The following is a 20,368-nucleotide window of genomic DNA, read 5'->3' on the forward strand; positions in this document are numbered from 1 at the left end:
GGATGGCGATTGATAAAAGCCATCCTTTTTATGTTCCAAGTTCTATGTCAAAAGGTTTATGTTTTTCCATCTATGGGAAATGACCCATAAACGAAAAAAGGGTGATGGGATGGAACGACTATTAGTATGGATAGAGCATATATCTGATTGGCTGTGGGGTCCGCCGCTAATCATCCTGCTGACGGGAACGGGGTTGTATTTCACTATTTTGCTGAAAGGTTTTCAATTTCGCTATCCTTTATACATTTTCAAACAGACAATCGGCAGCGTAGGAAAAAAACCGAAGGGAGAGGGCACAGTCACACCGCTTCAGGCATTGACCTCAGCCCTCAGTTCAACGATCGGTGCAGCGAACATTGTCGGTGTGCCCGCCGCTATTATGTTTGGAGGGCCGGGAGCGGTTTTTTGGATGTGGCTTATTGCCTTATTTGCCATGGCGATTAAGTTTTCTGAAAGTGTTCTTGCTGTTCATTACAGAGAAAAAAATGAGCAGGGTGAATACGTCGGGGGACCGATGTATTACATAACAAAAGGGCTGCGCATGAAATGGCTCGGCGTATTCTTCTCTGTTGCGCTGATTGTGGAGCTGATTCCCAGCATTATGGTTCAGGGAAATTCGGTTTCAGTCTCGCTTGCCGAGACGTTTTCTTTCAATAAAATATACGCAGGAATCGGAATTGCGTTTTTGATCGGCTTAGTGGTGATAGGAGGGGTAAAGCGGATCGGAAAAGTAACAGAGTTTGTCGTACCTCTTATGGCAGGGGCATACGCAGGTGCCGGTCTCCTGATTGTTCTCATGAATCTATCATCAGTGCCGGCGTTTTTCTCTCTCGTTTTTTCAAATGCGTTTACCTCTTCTTCAGCAGTTGGAGGGTTCGCAGGTGCTGCGTTGGCGGAAACCGTTCGCTGGGGATTTGCCCGCGGGCTTTATTCTAATGAAGCCGGAATGGGAACAGCCCCGATTGCACATGCGGCAGCAATGACTGATCATCCTGTGCGGCAAGGGTTTTGGTCTGTGATCGGCATTGTCATTGACACCTTGATCATCTGCACGACCACCGCTTTTGTCGTTCTTGCATCTGGTGTCTGGACAGGGAAGAACGCCTCAATTGATCCGGCAGCACTGACGACGGCTGCATTTCAGCATTATTTCGGTTCTGGCGGAGGGTACTTCGTTTCGGTTTCCCTAGTCTTCTTTGTCGTATCAACCATTATGGTTGTCATTTTTTACGGCGTAAAGCAAGCTGAATTTCTGTTCGGGCGGCTGGCAGGACACGTGATCAAATTCGTTTATTTAGCGGCTATTATCATAGGTGCCGCAGGCGGAGCAAAAGCCATTTGGGGTTTTTTGGACTTAGCATTGGCTTTTATTCTCGTTCCAAATGTGATTGCGCTGTTGTTATTGAGCAGAAAGGTAAAAGCGCTGTACACCGAATTCTTTACATCTGAACAGTACTACCTGAAAGATATAAGAAAAACAAAACAGAATCCTGTTTATCAAACAAAAGAAGCTAAAAACTCCTAGTGCTTTGCTTTGGCGCCGAACACCGCTTTGCTTTTTATGATCAAATAAATGAGTAAAGGCAGCAAAAGAGAAATCACTACATTAATAATTGGTTTAATTCTGTTAAAGTCGATTAGCTGATTTGTATTTAAAAAAAACCAAAAGCTGCATACGACTGAGAGCATGCCGATTGGTGTATACATGGCTTTCGGGTCGATTTTTGAGTGTGAAAACGAAAGGCCGTATACCACGATATATAGGGAACCTGCTATCTTCACCATAATGACTGGAATCCAAAAAGCCGCGATGATCAGGTCTGAGCGATCCAGAAAATCCGTAATGCGGATCTGCCTGATGACCATATAAGCAGGATCAAAGAAAGTAGATGTCAGGTTGGGACCAAAGACAGAAATTGAAGAAAATAACATCACGGCCAGCAATAAAGCGCCCAGCAGTATCGCGAAAATGGTGTATTTTAGCGGGACGCTCCGGTTTGAGAAGAGAAGCGGAAGGATAATCAATTCCCCCATTGTCCCAAACGCGTAATAGCCTGATTGAAGGTATGGGATTAGACCTTCAAAAACAGGTGTCAAGTTTTGAAGCTCAATTTGTGTGGCCAGCGTAAATGGAAGGAACAAGACCAGGATGCCGAATGGAAATAGGAATATCTGCGCCATTCTGGTCAATGTTTCTTTTCCCTCTCTGGCAATACAGATCGCCACAAAGATAATAACACCGCCAAGAACAGCCATTGGTGTTCTCGGGAGAAATAAAATGTTAATCAAATTGATGAAAAAACGGATGTCATGAGCATTGATTAACAGGAAATACAAAGAAAACAGTAAAATGATAATCCGGCCTGCGATTGGTGAGGAATCGCTCAGCAGCTCATAGATATTTTTATCCTGATGCTTTTTCATCAGCCTATGCATGAGCCAGAGTGCCGGAATCACGATGACAACGCCGAGGATGTAGCTGTGCCAGGCATTTTGTTTTGCTGATTCGATCATGAGAATCGGAGCATGCTTTAATCCGACTGCTAACGTATACAGAGCTCCGAAAAATAATCCTTGGTATGCAGAGGTCTTGTCCATAAAGCACATCCTTTCTGTCATGTTCAAAACGGAATATATTTAAACAGGTGCCCCAGCCGCGGAAGCAGGGGATTCACTCTCATATAAATCCATAGAAAAGCACTTCCTGCAATTAGCAGGCTGAAGGCCCATTTTGTTAGATTGTTAGCGGAACGAAAATTCTTCCATTCATATGCGTATATGGCAATGCACACAATCAATGTCTGTACGATATAGCTGATCATGCTGACGCACCTCCATTAATGGCTGATCGTTTTGTATAGGACACCGCCCTGCTCAATCGTCACAATTGGGACGACGTGAACCTCCATATCTTTATATACCTCTTCCCATTCCTTTTTCAGCAGATTCTTCGTGGTTGCCGTGCTTCTGATGGTCCTGTCTTGAAAGCCGGCCGGGTCCGCCTTTAGCTTTTGCAAACGATGAACGGTGCTGATCACATCCTTCTTTATGGTTCTGTTTAGTGCTTTTTGAATGATGTAATACTGGTCATTTTCTCTCGTCTCATAGGTTGATTGGTTTTCCATAATAATTCCTTTGGCTCTGATCTCGATTGTCATTGACAGCTTTCCGTTTTTTTCAGCGGCATGAAAGGATGCATTGGACTTTTGAAGCTGAATGGATGCTTGCCCCATTTGATTCGGCAGGTCTACTATGAATTCTGGCTGGCGGGCTTGATTCAGCAACATCAGGGCTGCTGTCATGTGTTCATCTTTGAAAATATCCATCAATCTGTCCTTTTTAAAGATCGCAAGCCCGTCAATTTTCAAATTAGATTTGCCTTTCCCTCCAGGTTTTGTTTTAGATGCAGAGATGACCGGTGCATACGGATCACTGCCTATTTCTACTAGATCAGACATGAATCTGCTTAAGAAAACGGGGCGGGTCGTTGCGATAATGGCCAGCTCCCGAATCATTTCCGCCGGAAACTGTTCAAGCTGAACATCGGTGTTTAAAATGTCCCGCGCTTCTCCCCGGCTGACTAAAATGAGCGCCGTTAATCTGTTCTGCGGATTTCGCGTTAAAATATCAAAGACTGGGGCAACGCCGTCTCTCGCCATATCCTCTCCAATAATGACTGTACGTCTGTGGGACGTATTGATTGTCCGTGACAAGGAGGTTTGCAGCTTGTTGTTCGCTTCTCTGATCGTAGTGCCGGAAGCTGAATCAACATACCATGTTTTTGAACCGGCAGTTCCGCCGCCGCCCCCTGTTTGTCCGCCTAATTGGCCGACCAAGGGAATCTGCATGGCCACTCGATACTGATCTTTTTTCTTATCAATGGCTGAGCTGACAACAAATGCAATGTCATTGATTTCTGTCCGGTCCCAGCACCCCGATAGAAGGATACAAATGAGAAGCGGCAAAACACACTTATATATTGTTTTCTTCATCTTTTGGGTCCTCTCTTTTCGCTCCCTTCTGTCCGTTGCCGCGCGAATACGTGCCCGGCCTTCTGGTCATCGTCCACCAAGGCGCCCTGACAAAAATATCTTTTACTTCATCTCGTTTAAACGGAGAAATCCCGGATAAATAAGGAATGCCGAAAGATTGCAACTTGCATAAATGAAGCACTAAGATAATTGTGCCGAGCATAATGCCGAATATCCCAAAAATACTCGCCAAAAACATAAGCGGGAAACGAAGCATCCTGATGGAGATAGCTAAGTTAAACCGCGGAATTGTAAATGACGCGATCCCTGTTAACGATACGATGATCACCATGGGGGCAGACACAATTCCCGCTTCAACAGCGGCTGTCCCAATGACTAGGGCCCCGAGAATGCTGACGGTCTGGCCGATGGTTTTCGGCAGGCGCACTCCCGCCTCACGGAGAGCCTCAAAAGAAATTTCCATAATCAATGCTTCTATGATCGCGGGGAAAGGAATCGGTTCACGCGCAGAGGCCACACTGAACATTAAGTTTGTCGGCATTAAGTCCTGATGGTATGTAATAACGGCAACATAAATAGCCGGCAAATATAAAGCAACGAATAAAAACATATAGCGAAGCCAGCGGATTAAGTTAGACATCAAATAACGCTCATAGTAATCTTCACTGGCCTGCATAAGCTGCCAAAACGTAATCGGGCCTGTTAAGACAAAGGGCGTATTATCTGTGAAAATGGCAAATCGGCCTTCGAGAAGCTGGGCGGCGACGGTGTCCGGCCTTTCTGTGTATTGCAGCTGGGGGAATGGCGAGTACGTGTCGTCTTCGATAAACTCTTCAATATATCCGCTTTCTAAGACAGCATCAATCTTTATCTTTTTGATTCTTTTTTTTACTTTGTCAATGACCTTTGGATCGGCAAGCCCGTCAATATAGGCCAAGACAACATCGGTTTTGGTTTTCGTGCCGATTTTAAACGAGATCATTTTAAGCTGAAACGTTTTGACGCGAAAGCGCACAAGCGCGGTATTGACCCTGAGGCTTTCAGTGAAGCCCTCTCTTGACCCTCTGATGGTCGATTCTGTTATCGGCTCTTCAATGCTTCTTCTTTGTCCGCCTTTTATATTTAAGATCAGGCCTTTTGAGTGCCCGTCGGCAAATAAAACCGCGTTCCCCTCAATGATGGATGCAGCCACTTTGCTCATACTCGTTTCTAATGCAACACTTGAAATTGATAGAGTATTTTGCAGCGCCTCTTCATGTTCATCTATTTGATCCGTCAAATGCATTAAGAAAGGGCGGAGGGCGTGATCCTGAATATGTTCAGATTTTACAATTCCTTCGATATAAACAATAAATCCGCACAGCCCGTTTCCAAAGTCAAATTGTCTAAATACGATGTCTGAGCAGCCTTCTGTTAATAAGGTCAGATTATCGAGGTTTTCCTTCAAATTGGGAGAGATCGGTCTGTCCTGATTGTCTTCAAGCTCTTTGATGAGCTGAAGCGCTTTGTCGCGTATATTCATAGAGGCTCACCCTGCTTTTTAATGTCACAATAAGTGCTTGTGACTTTTAGGGTAACCTTGTCTGTTTCATATATTCCAGACTAGGATGAAAGCGCTATAAAAAAGTGTTGACTACCTGTATATACAGGAATACAATATGATTATAAATTGTATATACAAGTTATAAAAACGGATACGGAGGGGTTGGCATGGGGGAACTGAACAAATCGGCACGTCAGATTGTCGAAGCAGTCGGCGGTGCTGAAAATATTGCAGCGGCAACTCATTGTGTTACACGTTTGCGTTTTGCTTTAATAGATGAAAGCAAGGTTGACCAAGAGATGCTTGATCAAATTGATGTGGTAAAGGGATCATTCTCGACAAACGGACAGTTTCAGGTCGTAATCGGCCAGGGAACTGTCAATAAAGTATATGCTGAACTGGTTAAGGAAACGGGGATTGGCGAGTCAACAAAGGATGAAGTGAAGAAGGCCTCAGAAAAAAATATGAATCCTTTGCAGCGTGCTGTGAAAACGCTTGCAGATATTTTTATTCCAATATTGCCTGCGATTGTCACGGCGGGTCTTTTAATGGGGATCAATAACATTTTAACGGCGGAAGGCATTTTCTTCAGCACAAAATCGATTGTGCAGGTTTATCCGCAGTGGGCGGATCTTGCTAATATGATTAACCTGATTGCAGGCACGGCCTTTACGTTTTTGCCTGCGTTAATCGGATGGTCTGCAGTCAAGCGGTTCGGCGGCAATCCGCTTCTCGGCATTGTGCTCGGGGTTATGCTCGTGCATCCTGATTTGCTGAATGCGTGGGGATATGGCGCGGCAGAACAAAGCGGAGAGATCCCGGTATGGAATCTATTCGGCCTAGAGGTGCAGAAAGTCGGCTATCAGGGCCAGGTGCTCCCAATTTTGCTTGCTTCTTATATGCTGGCGAAGATTGAGGTATTTTTAACAAAACGCACACCTGAGGGCATACAGCTGCTCGTTGTCGCACCAATTACGCTTCTCTTAACAGGATTTGCCTCTTTTATCATTATCGGCCCGATTACATTTGCGATCGGTAATGTACTGACTTCAGGGCTTATCTCGGTGTTTGGTTCTTTTGCCGCACTGGGCGGTCTGTTATATGGCGGTTTCTACTCAGCGCTCGTGATTACCGGTATGCATCACACGTTTCTTGCAGTCGACCTGCAGCTCATCGGTTCAAAGCTCGGCGGCACCTTTTTATGGCCGATGCTGGCGCTTTCTAATATCGCACAAGGTTCGGCGGCTCTGGCCATGATGTTTATCGTGAAGGATGAGAAACAAAAAGGCCTCTCCCTCACATCAGGGATTTCTGCTTATCTTGGCATTACAGAGCCTGCCATCTTTGGGGTGAATCTGCGATACAGATTCCCGTTTATCATTGCAATGGTCAGCTCTGGCCTGGCCGGAATGTATATTTCTTCTCAAGGTGTGCTGGCAAGCTCCGTTGGTGTCGGCGGCGTGCCGGGGATTTTCTCAATCATGAGCCAGTACTGGGGCGCGTTTGCAATCGGGATGGCTATTGTATTGATCGTGCCGTTTGCCGGAACATACGCGTATGCGAGATTCAAACATAAATAACAAATGGGGAGCGGGACGTGTTGAACGTTCCCTTTTCCCATTTTCAATTTAAATATGGTGGTGGAGACAGATGAAAACAGAACAAACGCCATGGTGGAAAAAAGCTGTGGTTTATCAAATTTATCCGAAAAGCTTTAACGATACGACGGGAAACGGTGTCGGCGATTTGAACGGCATTATTGAAAAGCTGGATTACTTAAAAACACTTCAGGTGGATGTGCTTTGGCTGACGCCGATTTATGATTCTCCTCAGCATGATAATGGGTACGATATTCGTGATTATTACTCGATTTATCCTGAATACGGAACGATGGAGGATTTTGAGCGGCTAGTGTCCGAAGCACATAAAAGAGACCTGAAAATCGTCATGGATCTTGTTGTCAATCATACGTCAACAGAGCACAAATGGTTTCGCGAGGCGATCTCTTCAATAGACAGCCCGTATCGTGATTTTTATATATGGAAAAACCCGCAGGAAAACGGTTCTGTTCCGACGAACTGGGAATCGAAATTCGGCGGCTCGGCATGGGAGCTTGACGAAGCATCGGGCCAATACTATTTGCATCTGTTTGATGTGACACAGGCTGATTTGAATTGGGAAAATGAAGAGGTCAGAAAGCATGTCTATGACATGATGCATTTTTGGTTTGAAAAGGGAATAGATGGCTTCAGGCTTGATGTCATCAACCTGATTTCTAAAGATCAGCGCTTTCCGAATGCGGAGGACGGCGGCGACGGCCGCTCTTTTTACACTGACGGGCCGCGTGTGCACGAATTTCTGCATGAAATGAACGAAAAGGTGTTTTCACATTACGACAGCATGACGGTCGGTGAGATGTCTTCAACAACCGTAGACCACTGTATCCGGTATACGAATCCTGACAATAAAGAACTTGATATGACATTCAGCTTCCATCATCTCAAGGTTGACTATCCTAACGGCGAAAAATGGGCCTTGGCGCCGTTTGACTTTTTGAAGCTGAAGGAGATCCTATCCGACTGGCAAACGGGGATGCACGCAGGAGGAGGATGGAACGCTCTGTTCTGGTGCAATCATGATCAGCCGCGCGTTGTATCAAGATATGGAGATGATGGCGCATATAGGGTGAAATCGGCGAAAATGCTTGCTACGGCCATTCATATGATGCAGGGCACGCCTTATATTTATCAGGGCGAGGAGCTGGGGATGACGAATCCGAAGTTTACTGACATCAGCTCCTATCGGGATGTCGAATCGCTGAACATGTATCACGCCTTTAAGGAAAAAGGAATGGCTGATCAAGAGATCACAGCCATTTTACAGGCGAAATCCCGTGACAATTCCAGAACCCCCGTTCAGTGGGATGCTACGGAGAATGGCGGTTTTACAACGGGCACACCATGGATACCGGTTGCAGGAAATTACCGGGAAATCAATGCTGAAGCGGCGCTGAGGGATCAGAATTCGGTGTTTTACCATTATCAAAAATTGATTCGAATTCGCAAAATGTATGACATTGTGACAGAGGGAACGTATGAGTTAATCGCAAAGGATGACCCGAACATTTTTGCGTATCTCAGACACGGCAGCAATGAAAAGCTGCTCGTGATCAATAATTTTTACGGGACAGAGGCGGCCTTTACACTGCCGGACTCTTTAGCGCCTGACGAATGGAAGGCAGAGGTGCTGTTGACGAACGATGAAGCAAGGGAAGGGCTTCAGAACATGACGCTTCGCCCGTATGAGTCCATTGTTTATCGTTTAACAAAACCGTGTTAAACTAAGCTGGGTGGTCCATAATGAAGGCGAATAAATTCATCACAATTTATAAAGACATCGCACAGCAAATTGAAGGCGGCCGATGGAAAGCGGAGGAGATTCTTCCGTCTGAACATGAGTTGACCGCACAGTACGGTACATCAAGAGAAACGGTCCGAAAGGCGCTTCATATGCTCGCGCAAAACGGTTATATCCAGAAAATCAGGGGAAAAGGCTCCGTCGTGCTCAATCGTGAAAAAATGCAGTTTCCCGTTTCGGGCCTTGTCAGCTTCAAGGAGCTCGCGCAAACGCTTGGCAAAGAAACGAAAACAACTGTACACAAATTCGGGCTGGAGCCTCCGTCAGAGCTGATCCAAAAACAGCTCCGGGCCAATCTGGATGACGACATCTGGGAAGTCATCAGGTCTAGAAAGATTGACGGGGAACATGTGATTTTGGACAAGGATTACTTTTTCAGAAAGCATGTCCCTCACCTGACGAAAGAAATTTGTGAAAACTCCATATATGAATATATAGAAGGAGAGCTCGGTCTTTCGATCAGTTACGCCCAAAAAGAAATTGTCGCCGAGCCGTGTACGGACGAGGACAGAGAGCTGCTCGATTTACGCGGCTATGACCATATGGTCGTGGTGAGAAACTACGTCTTTTTGGAGGATACCAGTTTGTTTCAATATACGGAAAGCAGACACCGTCTCGACAAATTCCGATTTGTTGATTTTGCGCGGCGGGGGAAATGAGAGAGGCGCCTGCCTGCGGCAGCGCGCTTTTTTGTTTGGTATCAAAATTGATACTATCCAACAAAAATGTGCGTACTTTTACTTTTTATCATAATGGCTACAATAGAGATGAGAGTAACCTAAAGGAGAGGTGTTTTACATGGCAGATCTAAAGAAACAAATTCTGGATGCATACAATTTCAGGCATGCGACTAAGGAATTTGACCCGAATAAAAAAGTGTCAGACAGCGATTTTGAATTTATTTTAGAAACAGGAAGACTGTCTCCGAGCTCACTCGGCCTTGAGCCTTGGAAATTTGTCGTCGTCCAAAATCCGGATTTCCGCGAGAAGCTTCGTGAATACACATGGGGCGCGCAAAAGCAGCTGCCGACCGCAAGCCATTTCGTCCTGATTCTTGCGCGTACAGCGAAGGATATCAAATATAATGCGGACTACATCAAACGTCATTTAAAAGAAGTAAAACAAATGCCGCAAGACGTGTACGAAGGCTATTTAAGCAAAACAGAAGAATTCCAGAAAAACGATTTGCATTTGCTTGAAAGTGACAGAACATTGTTTGACTGGGCATCAAAACAAACCTATATCGCGCTTGGCAACATGATGACTGCCGCTGCGCAAATCGGTGTTGATTCCTGCCCGATCGAAGGCTTCCAGTACGATCACATTCACCGTATTCTTGAAGAAGAAGGCCTTCTGGAAAACGGAAGCTTCGATATTTCTGTGATGGTGGCATTTGGCTACCGAGTGAGAGACCCTCGTCCGAAAACAAGATCTGCTGTTGAAGATGTTGTGAAGTGGGTTTAAATAAAGAAAGCTGCTCGCTTAGCGAGCAGCTCTTTTTTATGCCTGATTCACTCTATTCTGTTTTCTCCTCTGATGTAAGTACATTGCGGTGCCGAGTGCGCTGATCAGAAATCCGGCCAACAGGATCGAGTACATGGATGTGGCTGTGTCCGGAAGCAGGCCGCCAGCCGGACCGTCTGTTCCTGATCCGCCCGAACCGTTTCCTCCAGAGCCGTTAGTCGGTTGAGTGCCGGGAGGCGTATCATTTCCTCCGTTTCCGTCAGTTGGCTGTTTTCCGCCTGGTTTGTTGTTCTCTCCGGAATTTAAGATCGTGTATTCGCTGAAGTGGTTTGTATATCCTGTCACCATATCATCGTCAACTGATCCGTGATCTGTCTTTGTGAAAGCTTTCTTTTTCCTGTCGACATGATAAATGGCAGGGTTATGGGCTTCTTCAATATCAAACATGCGAAGCGAAAGCTGAACGGGCTCCTTGAATGATTTTATTTCTTTTCCTTTTTGCTTCACTGTAAAGTCATATACATCTGCCAGTGACACATCCAATTCTCCCGTCGACTTGATTCCGATTGCAGTGTCTGCTGATTTAAGGTTCGCCATTGGCATCTTCATGCTGTACCAGTAGTTGAACACCGTCAATGAAGGATCTGATTCTCTTTCTTTCAAAAGTTTGACCTGATCTTTTTTCATTTTAAGATTGATAGGCTTCTCTTGAGATCCTTCATGTGTTCCATAATAGACAAATGGCGTGTTGGCATTTTTAGCGTAAATCGCAAATTTGTCTTCATCAAGTGTCCAGCTGCCGTCCTCCTGCTTTGTCGGCAGGAATACTTCTTTGATCCGTCCTTCAACTTTAGGAGAGACCTTGTTTCCTAGTTTTTTCAGCTGTTCGGTGAAAATCTCATAATCAACGTAGCCAAGGTCTTCACCATGGGAGGCTTCTGTAAAGACAGAATATCCGTCTCCTCCGGCACCAACAAAATTATTTGTTGCCACGCGGTAGGTATCATCCGTATTTATAGCAACTTTGTCTCCGTTAGGCGATTCAATTTTCACTTCTAACACACGGTGTCCAGGTTTGTTGTTTAATGTAAAGGTATATTCGATTCCGGCCACCTGAGGGAAAGCGCCGCCGCCATTTTCCACATTGCTTAGGCCTTGTTCAAGGGCTTCTTTAATTTGTTTTCCGGTTAAATCGGCCACGTAAAGCGTATTGCCGAACGGCATCACGTTGAGCACCTCGCCGAGTGTGATATCACCTTTGTCAATGCCGGCTCTGATGCCGCCGCCATTTGTTATCGCTATTCTGGCGCCGGCTGCTTCTTTCGCTTTTGCCAGCATACCGTCCGCGATGAAGTTTCCGAGATTTGTTTCCTTCGTGCGCACATGCTCACGCTGGCCATCAAGCGCCACATCCGTGTAGCCGACTTTTTCATTTTTCACGTCCTCTAATTCACTTTTGAACTGATCGAGCTCTTGTTTTGCTTCTGCGTTTTCTTCTGTATGTTCATCAATCGGCAGCACGCTCAGATTTGATTTGTCTGTTTGCACAACGCCATTTTCATCAAATGCGACATCAACGCGCCCTAAGAATTGGCCGTATTCTTTGGCCTGTGCCACGATCGTCGGTTCTTCGTTGTTCACGACCTCCATTTTGTCTACGAGGGTGTGAGTGTGTCCGCCGATGATCAAGTCAATGCCTTTTACTTTTTTGGCTAGCTCAAGATCCCGGTTATGCCCGATGTGGGTTAATGCAATAATTTTATTTACTTTTTCTTCTTCCTGAATCGCTTTGACGGTGTTTTGTGCTGTTTCAAAGGCATCATTGAATACGATGCTTTTGCCCGGGCTTGATGTGGTGGCCGTATCTTCCGTTGTCAGGCCGAATACGGCGACTTTCTCCCCGTCAACGTCTAACAGAATGTAAGGGTGGATGCCGGCCTCTTTCTTTTCACCTGCGGTAAAGGTTTGCGGCTTTTTGACAAATGATTTCAGTTTGGGCTCATTTGACACATCTACGTTTGCGCTGACAATCGGAAATTCCGGCGCTTCAAAGTGATAGCGGTTCGCCGGATCAACGGTTGCGCTGTTTCCGCTTAGAAAATCAGAAAGCACTGTCGGGCCTTTGTCAAATTCATGGTTTCCGAAGGTCATGGCGTCATAGCCCATCATGTTCATCATTTTCAGATCGGCCAAACCGTTCCATTTAGTAAAATACAGATCGCCGGAAAACACATCTCCCGCATCAAGGAGAATGTTGTGATTTGTTTCGCTGCGTACTTCGTTGATTTTCGTCATTCGTCTCGCTGCATCATCGAGATGTGCGTGCGTATCATTGGTGTGCATGACGGTCAGGTCCCACAGTCCGTCTTTAGGAGGATCTGGATTTGAATCATCATCGAATTGCAGCTTATACACACCATAGCCTTCATTCGCAGACTTGCCTACATAAGCGACGTCTTCTGCTTTATCGGCAAATGGCTTGGCCAAAAGCGAGGATTCAAACGTCAGATTCGTGCCGGAAACAGGCGCGATTGACCAGTTGTTGTCTGCCTTTGGATTGACTGTTTTTTGTTCAATAATGTAATCCATCAGCACCTGCCTATTTTCAACTGCAGAGCCGTGGACAATTTTATCGCTCGTCAGATGAGGGAACCCGCCGCCTCCGGACGCACGATAGTTATTGGTGACTACGAGAAATTCCTGGCTTGGGCTGATCGGCTTGCCTTCATAGGAAAGGTTGATGATCCGGGATGAATCCGCATTGATCACTTTTCCGTTCTCATTGTATTTAGCCGGTTTTGTCACATCGACCTGATATGTGACACCGTCAATCACGTCAAAATTATAGGAGCGGAAATTCTCGTTCAGCAAGGCCTGATCGCTGCCTTTGGCTGGATCAATTTGATTGAATTGGCCTGCTGACATCTCCAGCCAGTCCTTGACCTCGCTGCCTGTCAGCTTGACGATTTGAACAGTATTATCGTAAAGATACAAGTCACCGACATTTTTAATCGCAAGATCTCCGGCTGGAATGTTTGTATAGTAATTGGCTCCGTTTCTGCCGCCTGCTTTAAACGGCGCTCCAGCGGATAAAATCGGCAGGTTCTTGTACTCGGTATCCTTCATTTCTTTTTCAGCGTACCACTTTTGCGCGTCAGTCACGATCTGAATGGAAGGATCATCTTTGACCTGTGCAAAGAAGCTGTTAATATCTGCTTCGGTTTTGCCGACTGGCTTTCGGACATACTCCAGTGTGTTTTGGTGTGTTTGCTGAATGGTGTTTGTAACGGTTTCGTTTCTTGATGTGACGTTGCCAGCAATAGATTCAATACTTCCTTTGGAATCTGCTACCTTCCATGAGCCCTCTGCCTTTTCAAGCTTGAGGTCAATCACGCCTAAATATTTGCCCCAGCTGCTTGGCATGACGACAGGGATGCCGTTAATTGTTCCTTTTTCCACATCAAATTGAGCAACACCCGCATACTCGGAGGAAGGAAAGAGTCCGTGCTGATGGCCCGAGATAATCGCGTCAATGCCTTTCGTTTTAGTGGCAAGGTCAAACACGGCGTTTTCTGCACCTGATGATTGTGACTGCTTTTCAATGCCGGTGTGGGCGAGGGCAATAATGACATCTGCGCCTTCGGCCTTCATTTTCGGGATCGTTTCATTGGCGGATTCTACGATATCCTGCACCTGAACCTGCCCCTCGAGATTCTTTTTGTCCCATGTCATGATTTGCGGCGGGACAAAGCCTATGTAACCGACTTTTACTTTCTGCTCATTACCGTTTTCATCAATGAGGGTTTTTTCATTAATCACATACGGCGTATAACGGTTTTCACCGCTAGTTGTTTTGACGTTGGCATTTACAATTGGGAAATCGGCTCCTTTGATTGTGCCGTCGAGAAAGTCGAGCCCGTAGTTGAATTCATGATTGCCAAGCGTTCCGGCGTCGTATTTCAGCGCATTCATGACGCCGATAATCGGATGGGTTTTCGCGCCGGAGATAATATCGTCTTTTTGATATTTCACCGCGTATTCACCCAGCGGATTCCCTTGAATCAAGTCGCCGTTATCCACAAGAAGGGTGTTAGGGTTTTGCTCGCGATGCTTTTGGATCAATTGCGCTGTTCTCGCCAGACCGAAATCCGCCGTTTCTTTGTCGCTGTAGTAATCGTAATCCATCATGTTGGCATGAATATCAGTCGTAGCCAAAATACTCAGATACACCTGAGGAGCCGCGCTTTCTTCTGCATGAATGGGTGGTGTTGGGAGGATTAGGCTAAGTATCATAATTGGGGGCAAAAGAATACGGAGAATGTTTCTGACGTGTGTTCGTCTTTTCTGTATTCTCACCAGTTCTCCACCTTTCAACGAAATTTGTGTTACAGCTCCTATTGTAAGAATATTTTGTAACTATTTGTAGGTGTTTCTTTATGATTATTGTAAAAGGGAGAAAAATGAGTATTATGTATCAGTATCAAGCGACAAATACTGGGTATTTATGCTTATCGTTTGCCACAATCGCGGAATGTTTATTTTAGTGTGGCTGGGGTAGAGTGTTTTATGTAGACATATAAAGCGGGAGGTTATGAATCATGGGGAAAAAAATTGCAGTTGTTTTAACAGATTATTTTGAGGACAGCGAGTACACTGAGCCTGCGAAAGCCTTTAAAGAAGCGGGACATGAACTGACTGTCATCGAAAAAGAAAAAGGAAAAACAGTAAAAGGCAAGCAGGGAAAAGCGGAAGTGACGGTTGACGCGTCCATTGACGACGTAAACCCTTCAGACTTTGATGCGCTTTTGATTCCCGGAGGATTTTCACCAGACCAGCTTCGCGCTGACGATCGTTTCGTCCAATTTACAAAAGCGTTTATGACTGACAAAAAACCGGTATTCGCCATTTGCCACGGCCCGCAGCTTTTAATCAATGCGAAAGCGCTCGACGGCCGAAAAGCGACGGGCTATACGTCCATTCGTGTTGACATGGAAAACGCCGGTGCCGACGTTGTGGACAAGGAAGTGGTTGTTTGCCAGGATCAATTGGTCACTAGCCGCACACCGGAAGATATACCGGCATTTAACCGCGAGTCATTGGCATTGCTTGAGAAATAAGAAAAAACGGACGCTCTTGGGCGTCCGTTTTTTGTTGCTTAGGCTTGAGCACCTGTCAGTTTCTGGTACCTGTAATACAAGAAAGCAGCTGCAGCCGTTCCGATGACCGCAATGCCGAAGTCGAATATGAAAATATGGGCGATGCCCCCCGCTTTTGCGATAAGCCCTGTTGCAATCGGCAGCAGAATCGATGCAAGGCTTGAAGCGGTCGCTACAATTCCGGTAACGGTTCCTTTTCGCTTCCAGAAAAGCTCTGTCATTAACGTAATGGTAATTTGAAACACACCCGCAGTTGAAAAGCCTAAGAAAAAGGCAGTGATGTCCAGCACAACTGGGATATGAACGGTCAGCATGACTGCGAGCGTACATAAAGTAATAATAGGATATAAGAGCGTTATGAAGACAGGTTTGACCCATCTATTCAGCAAAACGGCTAATAATAAAACAGATGCCAGAGATCCTATACTATAATAGCTCAGCAATTGTACAGATGCTGATTCAGCTAAACCGGCTGCCTTTTGCGCGTAGCTCGGGAGCCAGATTTGAGAAACCGTAAATAAAGCCGTGGATGTAAAACCGATGATAATCAGTGCGGTGCCTTCCTTCTGAAAAACGGGTTCAGACAAGAAAACGGGAGATTCCTGTTGGCCGCTATTAGTTGGTTTCTTATGTTTTTTAGGAAACGAAAGCGTTGATAAATAAATAATATTCAGGAGATAGACCGCTGCCGGCAGATAAAAAGCAAATCCGTAAAACATGCTGTGGTCTGATAAAAATGTGATCAAAAGCGGCAAAAGTGCGGCCCCGACAGACATAAAGGCTTTGACCAAGACATTCGCCGAACCGGAAGCAGACGGAAAGAGCTCGGTTAGGGCCGGATATGTTCCGGCATCCATCGCTGAATTTGCGACTCCGGCTAATAAGGCGAACACAAACGCCAGCTCATAGCTCGGTGATAAAGGAATACCGACTAAAAAGACGGCCATAATTCCCGCAGAAGCGACAACAAGCGGCTTTCTGCCGATTTTATCTGATAGAACGCCGGAAATGCCGTATGTCAGCAGTTTGCCAAATCCGATAGCGGCAATGACATAACTGATGCCGGTCGGATCGGTATTCCACTGTTTTGTTAATGAAGACATATTGGATGCGAGAATGATGTTGACCATCCCCAGAAAGAAGTAGTTGATATACATTCCGGATGCTGTTTTGATAGATGTCGTTTGCATGCTTGTACTCCTTCAAATCTTATTCGAACACTTTGCTGTTTTGGTTTGGGGAAATGATAAAAAAGACTCGCCGAGTTTCCGGCCAGTCTCCATTATTTACGAAGCGAGGCTAATTCTTGAGCAATCGCCTGCATTTCACTTGGGCTGAATGATTCTTTTTTCATCACCATTCTGTGAAGGTACGTGAGGTCTTCAATCTTCTCATCACTGAAATCCTCCGCTTTGATTACGCCGACGTTCAGCATGTTCAGCTTTTGGGAAATCTCTTCAATCATTTGAGTTAATGTTTCTGTATTTGGGCTGGACAAAGGGTTCCATCCTTTCTATGCGCAATATAGGTATGTTTTATTCTAACAGAATTCCATCAGAAAAAAACCCTATTCTAAAAGCAGGCTGTTCATTCCAAAAAAGTGAAGACATCAGTTGAAAAGAAAATGAACATCCTACTAAGATATTCATGAAGGTTTCTTTTTAGAGAAATAGGGGCAAAGAATAGGGAGGTTGGACAACATGATAAGCGTGTTATTTGTTTGTTTAGGAAACATTTGCCGGTCTCCGATGGCGGAAGCGATTTTTCGGGACCTTGCAGCCAAAAAAGGATTAGAGGAGAAAATCAAGGCGGACTCAGCGGGAATCGGCGGCTGGCACATCGGCAATCCGCCGCATGAGGGAACGCAGGAGATATTGCGCAGAGAAGGAATCAGCTTTGATGGCATGCTGGCGCGTCAAGTCAGCGAACAGGATCTGGCCGATTTTGATTACATCATTGCAATGGATGCAGAAAATATCGGAAGTCTCAGAAGCATGGCGGGATTTAAAAACACCTCACATATCAAAAGGCTGTTGGACTATGTTGAAGATTCAGATCTTGCCGACGTTCCCGATCCTTACTACACAGGGAATTTTGAAGAAGTCTGCCAATTAATCAAATCGGGCTGTGAGCATCTGCTTGCGTCTATTCAAAAAGAAAAACAATTGTGAGTGAAAGGAGAATTTGCATGAACAACGAACGTTTAATGCTGAAAGGGATATTTCTCGGAGCTGCGGCAGGCGCGGCGTTATCACTGCTCCATAAGCCGACAAGACAGGCGTGCGGCATGAGATGGCTGACATGCAAGCATAAACTTTCACTGTATAAAAGCAATCCGGAGCTGTTAAAAAACACTGTTATCACAAAAGTGGATGAGGCCAAAAAGCTTGCCCAAACGCTTTCAAAGGAAGTCGACTTTGTGAACCAGCAGGTGAAAGAGCTGAAGAAAACAGCGCCGCAAGTGATGGAACTCGTGCAAGAAACGAAAGAGCATTTTTCAAAAAAATGATCAAACATGCGAGGTGAGACGACATGAGTTTTTTGAAAGAGCTTTTCAGCAGATACACCCTTCATGAAGGACAAAGTAAATCAGCGGAGCTGGCGTATTTTTTTCTATTGTCACTGTTTCCGTTTTTGATTTTTATGCTGACGCTCACCGCGTATCTTCCGCTTTCTACCGATGATGTTTTAGGAGTCATAGAACAATATGCTCCCGCCAGTGCGATGTCTCTCGTTGAATCCATTACCCATCAAACCTTAAATAATCGAAATGGCGGTTTGCTGTCATTCGGGATTATCGCCGCATTATGGTCTGCGTCTAATGGAATGAACGCGATCGTCCGGTCGCTGAACCACGCGTATGATGTGGAAGAAAACCGCTCTTTTATCATTGTTCGTCTAACCTCTATTTTTTTGACGATTGCCATGGTATTTACGATTTTAGTGGCTTTGCTTCTGCCGGTATTTGGCCGGGAGATTGGAAGGCTCGCTTCTGACTTTGTCGGCGCGTCGGATCTGTTTTTATCCGTCTGGGCCGCCATTCGCTGGGGTGTCAGCCCGCTTGTGCTACTGATTGTTTTTTCCGCGCTGTATATGATTGCGCCGAACAAAAAGCTGTCTCTCCGGTTTGTCATGCCGGGTGCGGTCTTTGCGACCATCGGCTGGATCGTTGTCAGCACATTGTTTTCATTTTACGTCAGCACGTTTGCGAACTATAGCGCCACTTACGGGAGCATCGGGGGAATCATCGTTCTGATGATTTGGTTTTACTTGAGCGGCATTTTAATTATCCTAGGCGGAGAAATCAACGCTCTTTTACATAAACGTAAAAAGCTTCCTGATGAAAATCCCTACCATTAGCGCACCCTATAAACGAACTTCGGTTCAAAAAGAAGTCGGGGGGGATTCGTGATGACCAAGCATACGAAAAAAGGCGGAAGCCATAACAAACAAAACTCGAAAAGCAAATCGAGCCATAAAACAAGCGGAAGCGCCAACGGACAAAACGGCTACCATTAGCATAAAAGCCTCCTGACATGATGTCAGGAGGCTTTTTGATTAAGAAGATGAAGAATAGGTTTCAGCCGGTGACCAGCTTTTCGGTTTGCCCAGCACAAGGGCCAGCCACACAGCGCTAAGCGTGAGAGTAATGAAGTAGAACAAGTTTGCGCTTTCAAATGTCTGCATATACCAGCCGCCGGCAATCGGGCCGAGGATGCTGCCGAGACTGAAGGTAATGCCGCAAAGCAGGTTTCCCGCCGGCAGGAGGTGGGGCGGAAGAAGATCTGTCATATAGCTGATGCCAAGTGTAAAGGTTGATCCTACTGCCATTCCTGCAATAAAAAAGCAGCCGCCGATCACGTAAGGCGAAGGAAATACACCGGCGATGAAAAAGCAAAGAGCCCCAGTCAGTAAAATCACCAGCAGCACATTCCGCCTGCCGTATTTATCGCTGAGGATGCCGAGCGGAAACTGAAAAATAATGCTTCCAATCGCAAATGCGGGAAGGATGATCGCTACTGCGTCTACTGATATCCCCAAACGGAGCGCGTACACCGGAAAGCTTCCGTTCAGCGCCGTTTCCAGAAAGCCATAGCCAAATGTAGGCATAAAGGCAACCCACCCAAACAGCATGGCCTGATAAAATCGCCTGAAACTATTGTCTGATTTGGTTTCATGAGGACTGGTTTCCGGGTATGCATTTTGTAGAAAGAAAACAAAAAGCCACGCAAACAGACTGATGCAGCCGGACACGATAAAAGGAAGCGACGGACTCAGCTTGACAAGCGGCACCATGAACGGGCCTGCGGCAAAGCCAAGGCCAAAGGAAAGCCCATAAATAGACAGGTTTCTTCCGCGATTTTGTTTTGATGACATGGAGGTCACCCACGTTTGCGTAGAGAAGTGAAGCATGTGGTCGCCGATTCCAATGAACAGGCGAAGCAGGAACCAGACCCAAACTGACTGAAGCCAAATAAATCCGAATAAGCTTAAAATGACAATGCTTCCGCCCATGACGATCAGCGGCTTGAACCCGAGCTTTCTGAGCGGCGCTTCCATAAACGGCGAAGCCAAAAGCACACCGATATACAGCCCGGTCGCGTGCAGGCCGTTGATAGCAGCGGATTCTCCATTTGTTTCAAAAATGATTGAAATGACAGGCAGCAGCATGCCTTGTGAAAACCCGGAAATGGATACGAGCAAGACAAGGATAAAGAAATGAAATCGTGACATCGTGTCAGTTCTCCTTATGTGGAATCTATGTTGATCGTACAATGTTTTCCAAAAGCAGGCAA

The 20,368-nt window shown here is 45.8% G+C and carries 17 protein-coding genes; 9 read left to right on the forward strand and 8 right to left on the reverse strand.

The window, feature by feature from the left end; translation table 11 throughout:
* Positions 1–109: 109 nt before the first annotated feature.
* On the forward strand, positions 110–1,525 hold the full coding sequence (locus tag NSU05_RS04110) for a sodium:alanine symporter family protein (RefSeq protein ID WP_015252561.1): 1,416 nt from the start codon (positions 110–112) through the stop codon (positions 1,523–1,525).
* Here the strand turns inward: NSU05_RS04110 and NSU05_RS04115 are convergent.
* From NSU05_RS04115 to NSU05_RS04130, 4 genes are read right to left on the reverse strand one after another with little or no spacing between them, the layout of a single operon-like run.
* Positions 1,522–2,598 (reverse strand): endospore germination permease, encoded by a 1,077-nt coding sequence (locus tag NSU05_RS04115; protein ID WP_038428605.1) that lies wholly within the window; start codon positions 2,596–2,598, stop codon positions 1,522–1,524. The two genes, NSU05_RS04110 and NSU05_RS04115, sit on opposite strands and share 4 nt — an antisense overlap.
* A gap of 23 nt (positions 2,599–2,621) precedes the next feature.
* On the reverse strand, positions 2,622–2,822 hold the full coding sequence (locus NSU05_RS04120) for a hypothetical protein (protein ID WP_003233686.1): 201 nt from the start codon (positions 2,820–2,822) through the stop codon (positions 2,622–2,624).
* Positions 2,823–2,837: 15 nt separating this feature from the next.
* Positions 2,838–3,992, reverse strand: coding sequence for a Ger(x)C family spore germination protein (locus NSU05_RS04125; protein ID WP_038428607.1), 1,155 nt, complete (start codon positions 3,990–3,992; stop codon positions 2,838–2,840).
* The gene (locus tag NSU05_RS04130; protein ID WP_038428608.1) at positions 3,973–5,514 is read right to left on the reverse strand and encodes a spore germination protein; all 1,542 of its coding nucleotides are present in this window, start codon (positions 5,512–5,514) and stop codon (positions 3,973–3,975) included. Before NSU05_RS04130 ends, NSU05_RS04125 begins: the two co-directional genes overlap by 20 nt.
* Positions 5,515–5,702: 188 nt before the next feature.
* On the opposite strand from NSU05_RS04130, the gene treP reads away from it, so the two are divergent.
* The 4 genes from treP to NSU05_RS04150 all read left to right on the forward strand — a co-directional run bounded on the left by treP (position 5,703) and on the right by NSU05_RS04150 (position 10,416).
* The gene (gene treP / locus NSU05_RS04135; protein WP_003233682.1) at positions 5,703–7,115 is read left to right on the forward strand and encodes a PTS system trehalose-specific EIIBC component; all 1,413 of its coding nucleotides are present in this window, start codon (positions 5,703–5,705) and stop codon (positions 7,113–7,115) included.
* Between the two features lie 70 nt (positions 7,116–7,185).
* Complete coding sequence (treC, locus tag NSU05_RS04140) at positions 7,186–8,874, forward strand: alpha,alpha-phosphotrehalase (protein WP_029317488.1); 1,689 nt, start codon at positions 7,186–7,188, stop codon at positions 8,872–8,874.
* 20 nt (positions 8,875–8,894) lie between these two features.
* On the forward strand, positions 8,895–9,611 hold the full coding sequence (gene treR, locus NSU05_RS04145; RefSeq protein ID WP_038428609.1) for a trehalose operon repressor: 717 nt from the start codon (positions 8,895–8,897) through the stop codon (positions 9,609–9,611).
* A gap of 139 nt (positions 9,612–9,750) precedes the next feature.
* Positions 9,751–10,416: an NAD(P)H-dependent oxidoreductase gene (locus NSU05_RS04150; RefSeq protein ID WP_029726870.1), complete on the forward strand. Its 666-nt coding sequence runs from the start codon at positions 9,751–9,753 to the stop codon at positions 10,414–10,416.
* 36 nt (positions 10,417–10,452) lie between these two features.
* Here the strand turns inward: NSU05_RS04150 and NSU05_RS04155 are convergent, their stop codons facing one another.
* A complete protein-coding gene (locus tag NSU05_RS04155) occupies positions 10,453–14,772 on the reverse strand; it encodes a multifunctional 2',3'-cyclic-nucleotide 2'-phosphodiesterase/3'-nucleotidase/5'-nucleotidase (RefSeq protein WP_082200929.1) in 4,320 nt (1,439 codons plus the stop codon).
* Positions 14,773–15,014: 242 nt separating this feature from the next.
* On the opposite strand from NSU05_RS04155, the gene yfkM reads away from it, so the two are divergent.
* Entirely contained in the window at positions 15,015–15,533 is a 519-nt protein-coding gene (gene yfkM, locus NSU05_RS04160) for a general stress protein 18 (RefSeq protein ID WP_014479166.1), read from the forward strand.
* Positions 15,534–15,571: 38 nt separating this feature from the next.
* On the opposite strand, the gene NSU05_RS04165 is transcribed toward yfkM, so the two are convergent.
* Complete coding sequence (locus tag NSU05_RS04165; RefSeq protein ID WP_038428613.1) at positions 15,572–16,762, reverse strand: MFS transporter; 1,191 nt, start codon at positions 16,760–16,762, stop codon at positions 15,572–15,574.
* 92 nt (positions 16,763–16,854) lie between these two features.
* On the reverse strand, positions 16,855–17,070 hold the full coding sequence (locus NSU05_RS04170) for a DUF1128 domain-containing protein (protein ID WP_003243712.1): 216 nt from the start codon (positions 17,068–17,070) through the stop codon (positions 16,855–16,857).
* A gap of 202 nt (positions 17,071–17,272) precedes the next feature.
* On the opposite strand from NSU05_RS04170, the gene yfkJ reads away from it, so the two are divergent.
* From yfkJ to NSU05_RS04185, 3 genes are read left to right on the forward strand one after another with little or no spacing between them, the layout of a single operon-like run.
* The gene (gene yfkJ / locus NSU05_RS04175) at positions 17,273–17,743 is read left to right on the forward strand and encodes a protein-tyrosine-phosphatase (RefSeq protein WP_019712686.1); all 471 of its coding nucleotides are present in this window, start codon (positions 17,273–17,275) and stop codon (positions 17,741–17,743) included.
* A 17-nt stretch (positions 17,744–17,760) separates the two neighbouring features.
* Complete coding sequence (locus tag NSU05_RS04180) at positions 17,761–18,081, forward strand: hypothetical protein (RefSeq protein ID WP_038428614.1); 321 nt, start codon at positions 17,761–17,763, stop codon at positions 18,079–18,081.
* A 23-nt stretch (positions 18,082–18,104) separates the two neighbouring features.
* Complete coding sequence (locus NSU05_RS04185; protein ID WP_038428615.1) at positions 18,105–18,932, forward strand: YihY family inner membrane protein; 828 nt, start codon at positions 18,105–18,107, stop codon at positions 18,930–18,932.
* Positions 18,933–19,130: 198 nt separating this feature from the next.
* Here NSU05_RS04185 and NSU05_RS04190 read toward each other — a convergent pair whose 3' ends face one another.
* Complete coding sequence (locus NSU05_RS04190) at positions 19,131–20,306, reverse strand: MFS transporter (protein ID WP_038428616.1); 1,176 nt, start codon at positions 20,304–20,306, stop codon at positions 19,131–19,133.
* Positions 20,307–20,368 lie beyond the last annotated feature (62 nt).

Source organism: Bacillus sp. EU52 (assembly GCF_037964975.1).
Lineage (GTDB): Bacteria > Bacillota > Bacilli > Bacillales > Bacillaceae > Bacillus > Bacillus subtilis.

Bases quoted from the DNA above. Each gene is read 5' to 3' on its own strand.
- NSU05_RS04110 (WP_015252561.1), top strand. From the start codon at position 110: ATGGAACGACTATTAGTATGGATAGAGCATATATCTGATTGGCTGTGG.
- NSU05_RS04115 (WP_038428605.1), bottom strand. From the start codon at position 2,598: ATGGACAAGACCTCTGCATACCAAGGATTATTTTTCGGAGCTCTGTAT.
- NSU05_RS04120 (WP_003233686.1), bottom strand. From the start codon at position 2,822: ATGATCAGCTATATCGTACAGACATTGATTGTGTGCATTGCCATATAC.
- NSU05_RS04125 (WP_038428607.1), bottom strand. From the start codon at position 3,992: ATGAAGAAAACAATATATAAGTGTGTTTTGCCGCTTCTCATTTGTATC.
- NSU05_RS04130 (WP_038428608.1), bottom strand. From the start codon at position 5,514: ATGAATATACGCGACAAAGCGCTTCAGCTCATCAAAGAGCTTGAAGAC.
- treP (WP_003233682.1), top strand. From the start codon at position 5,703: ATGGGGGAACTGAACAAATCGGCACGTCAGATTGTCGAAGCAGTCGGC.
- treC (WP_029317488.1), top strand. From the start codon at position 7,186: ATGAAAACAGAACAAACGCCATGGTGGAAAAAAGCTGTGGTTTATCAA.
- treR (WP_038428609.1), top strand. From the start codon at position 8,895: ATGAAGGCGAATAAATTCATCACAATTTATAAAGACATCGCACAGCAA.
- NSU05_RS04150 (WP_029726870.1), top strand. From the start codon at position 9,751: ATGGCAGATCTAAAGAAACAAATTCTGGATGCATACAATTTCAGGCAT.
- yfkM (WP_014479166.1), top strand. From the start codon at position 15,015: ATGGGGAAAAAAATTGCAGTTGTTTTAACAGATTATTTTGAGGACAGC.
- NSU05_RS04165 (WP_038428613.1), bottom strand. From the start codon at position 16,762: ATGCAAACGACATCTATCAAAACAGCATCCGGAATGTATATCAACTAC.
- yfkJ (WP_019712686.1), top strand. From the start codon at position 17,273: ATGATAAGCGTGTTATTTGTTTGTTTAGGAAACATTTGCCGGTCTCCG.
- NSU05_RS04180 (WP_038428614.1), top strand. From the start codon at position 17,761: ATGAACAACGAACGTTTAATGCTGAAAGGGATATTTCTCGGAGCTGCG.
- NSU05_RS04185 (WP_038428615.1), top strand. From the start codon at position 18,105: ATGAGTTTTTTGAAAGAGCTTTTCAGCAGATACACCCTTCATGAAGGA.
- NSU05_RS04190 (WP_038428616.1), bottom strand. From the start codon at position 20,306: ATGTCACGATTTCATTTCTTTATCCTTGTCTTGCTCGTATCCATTTCC.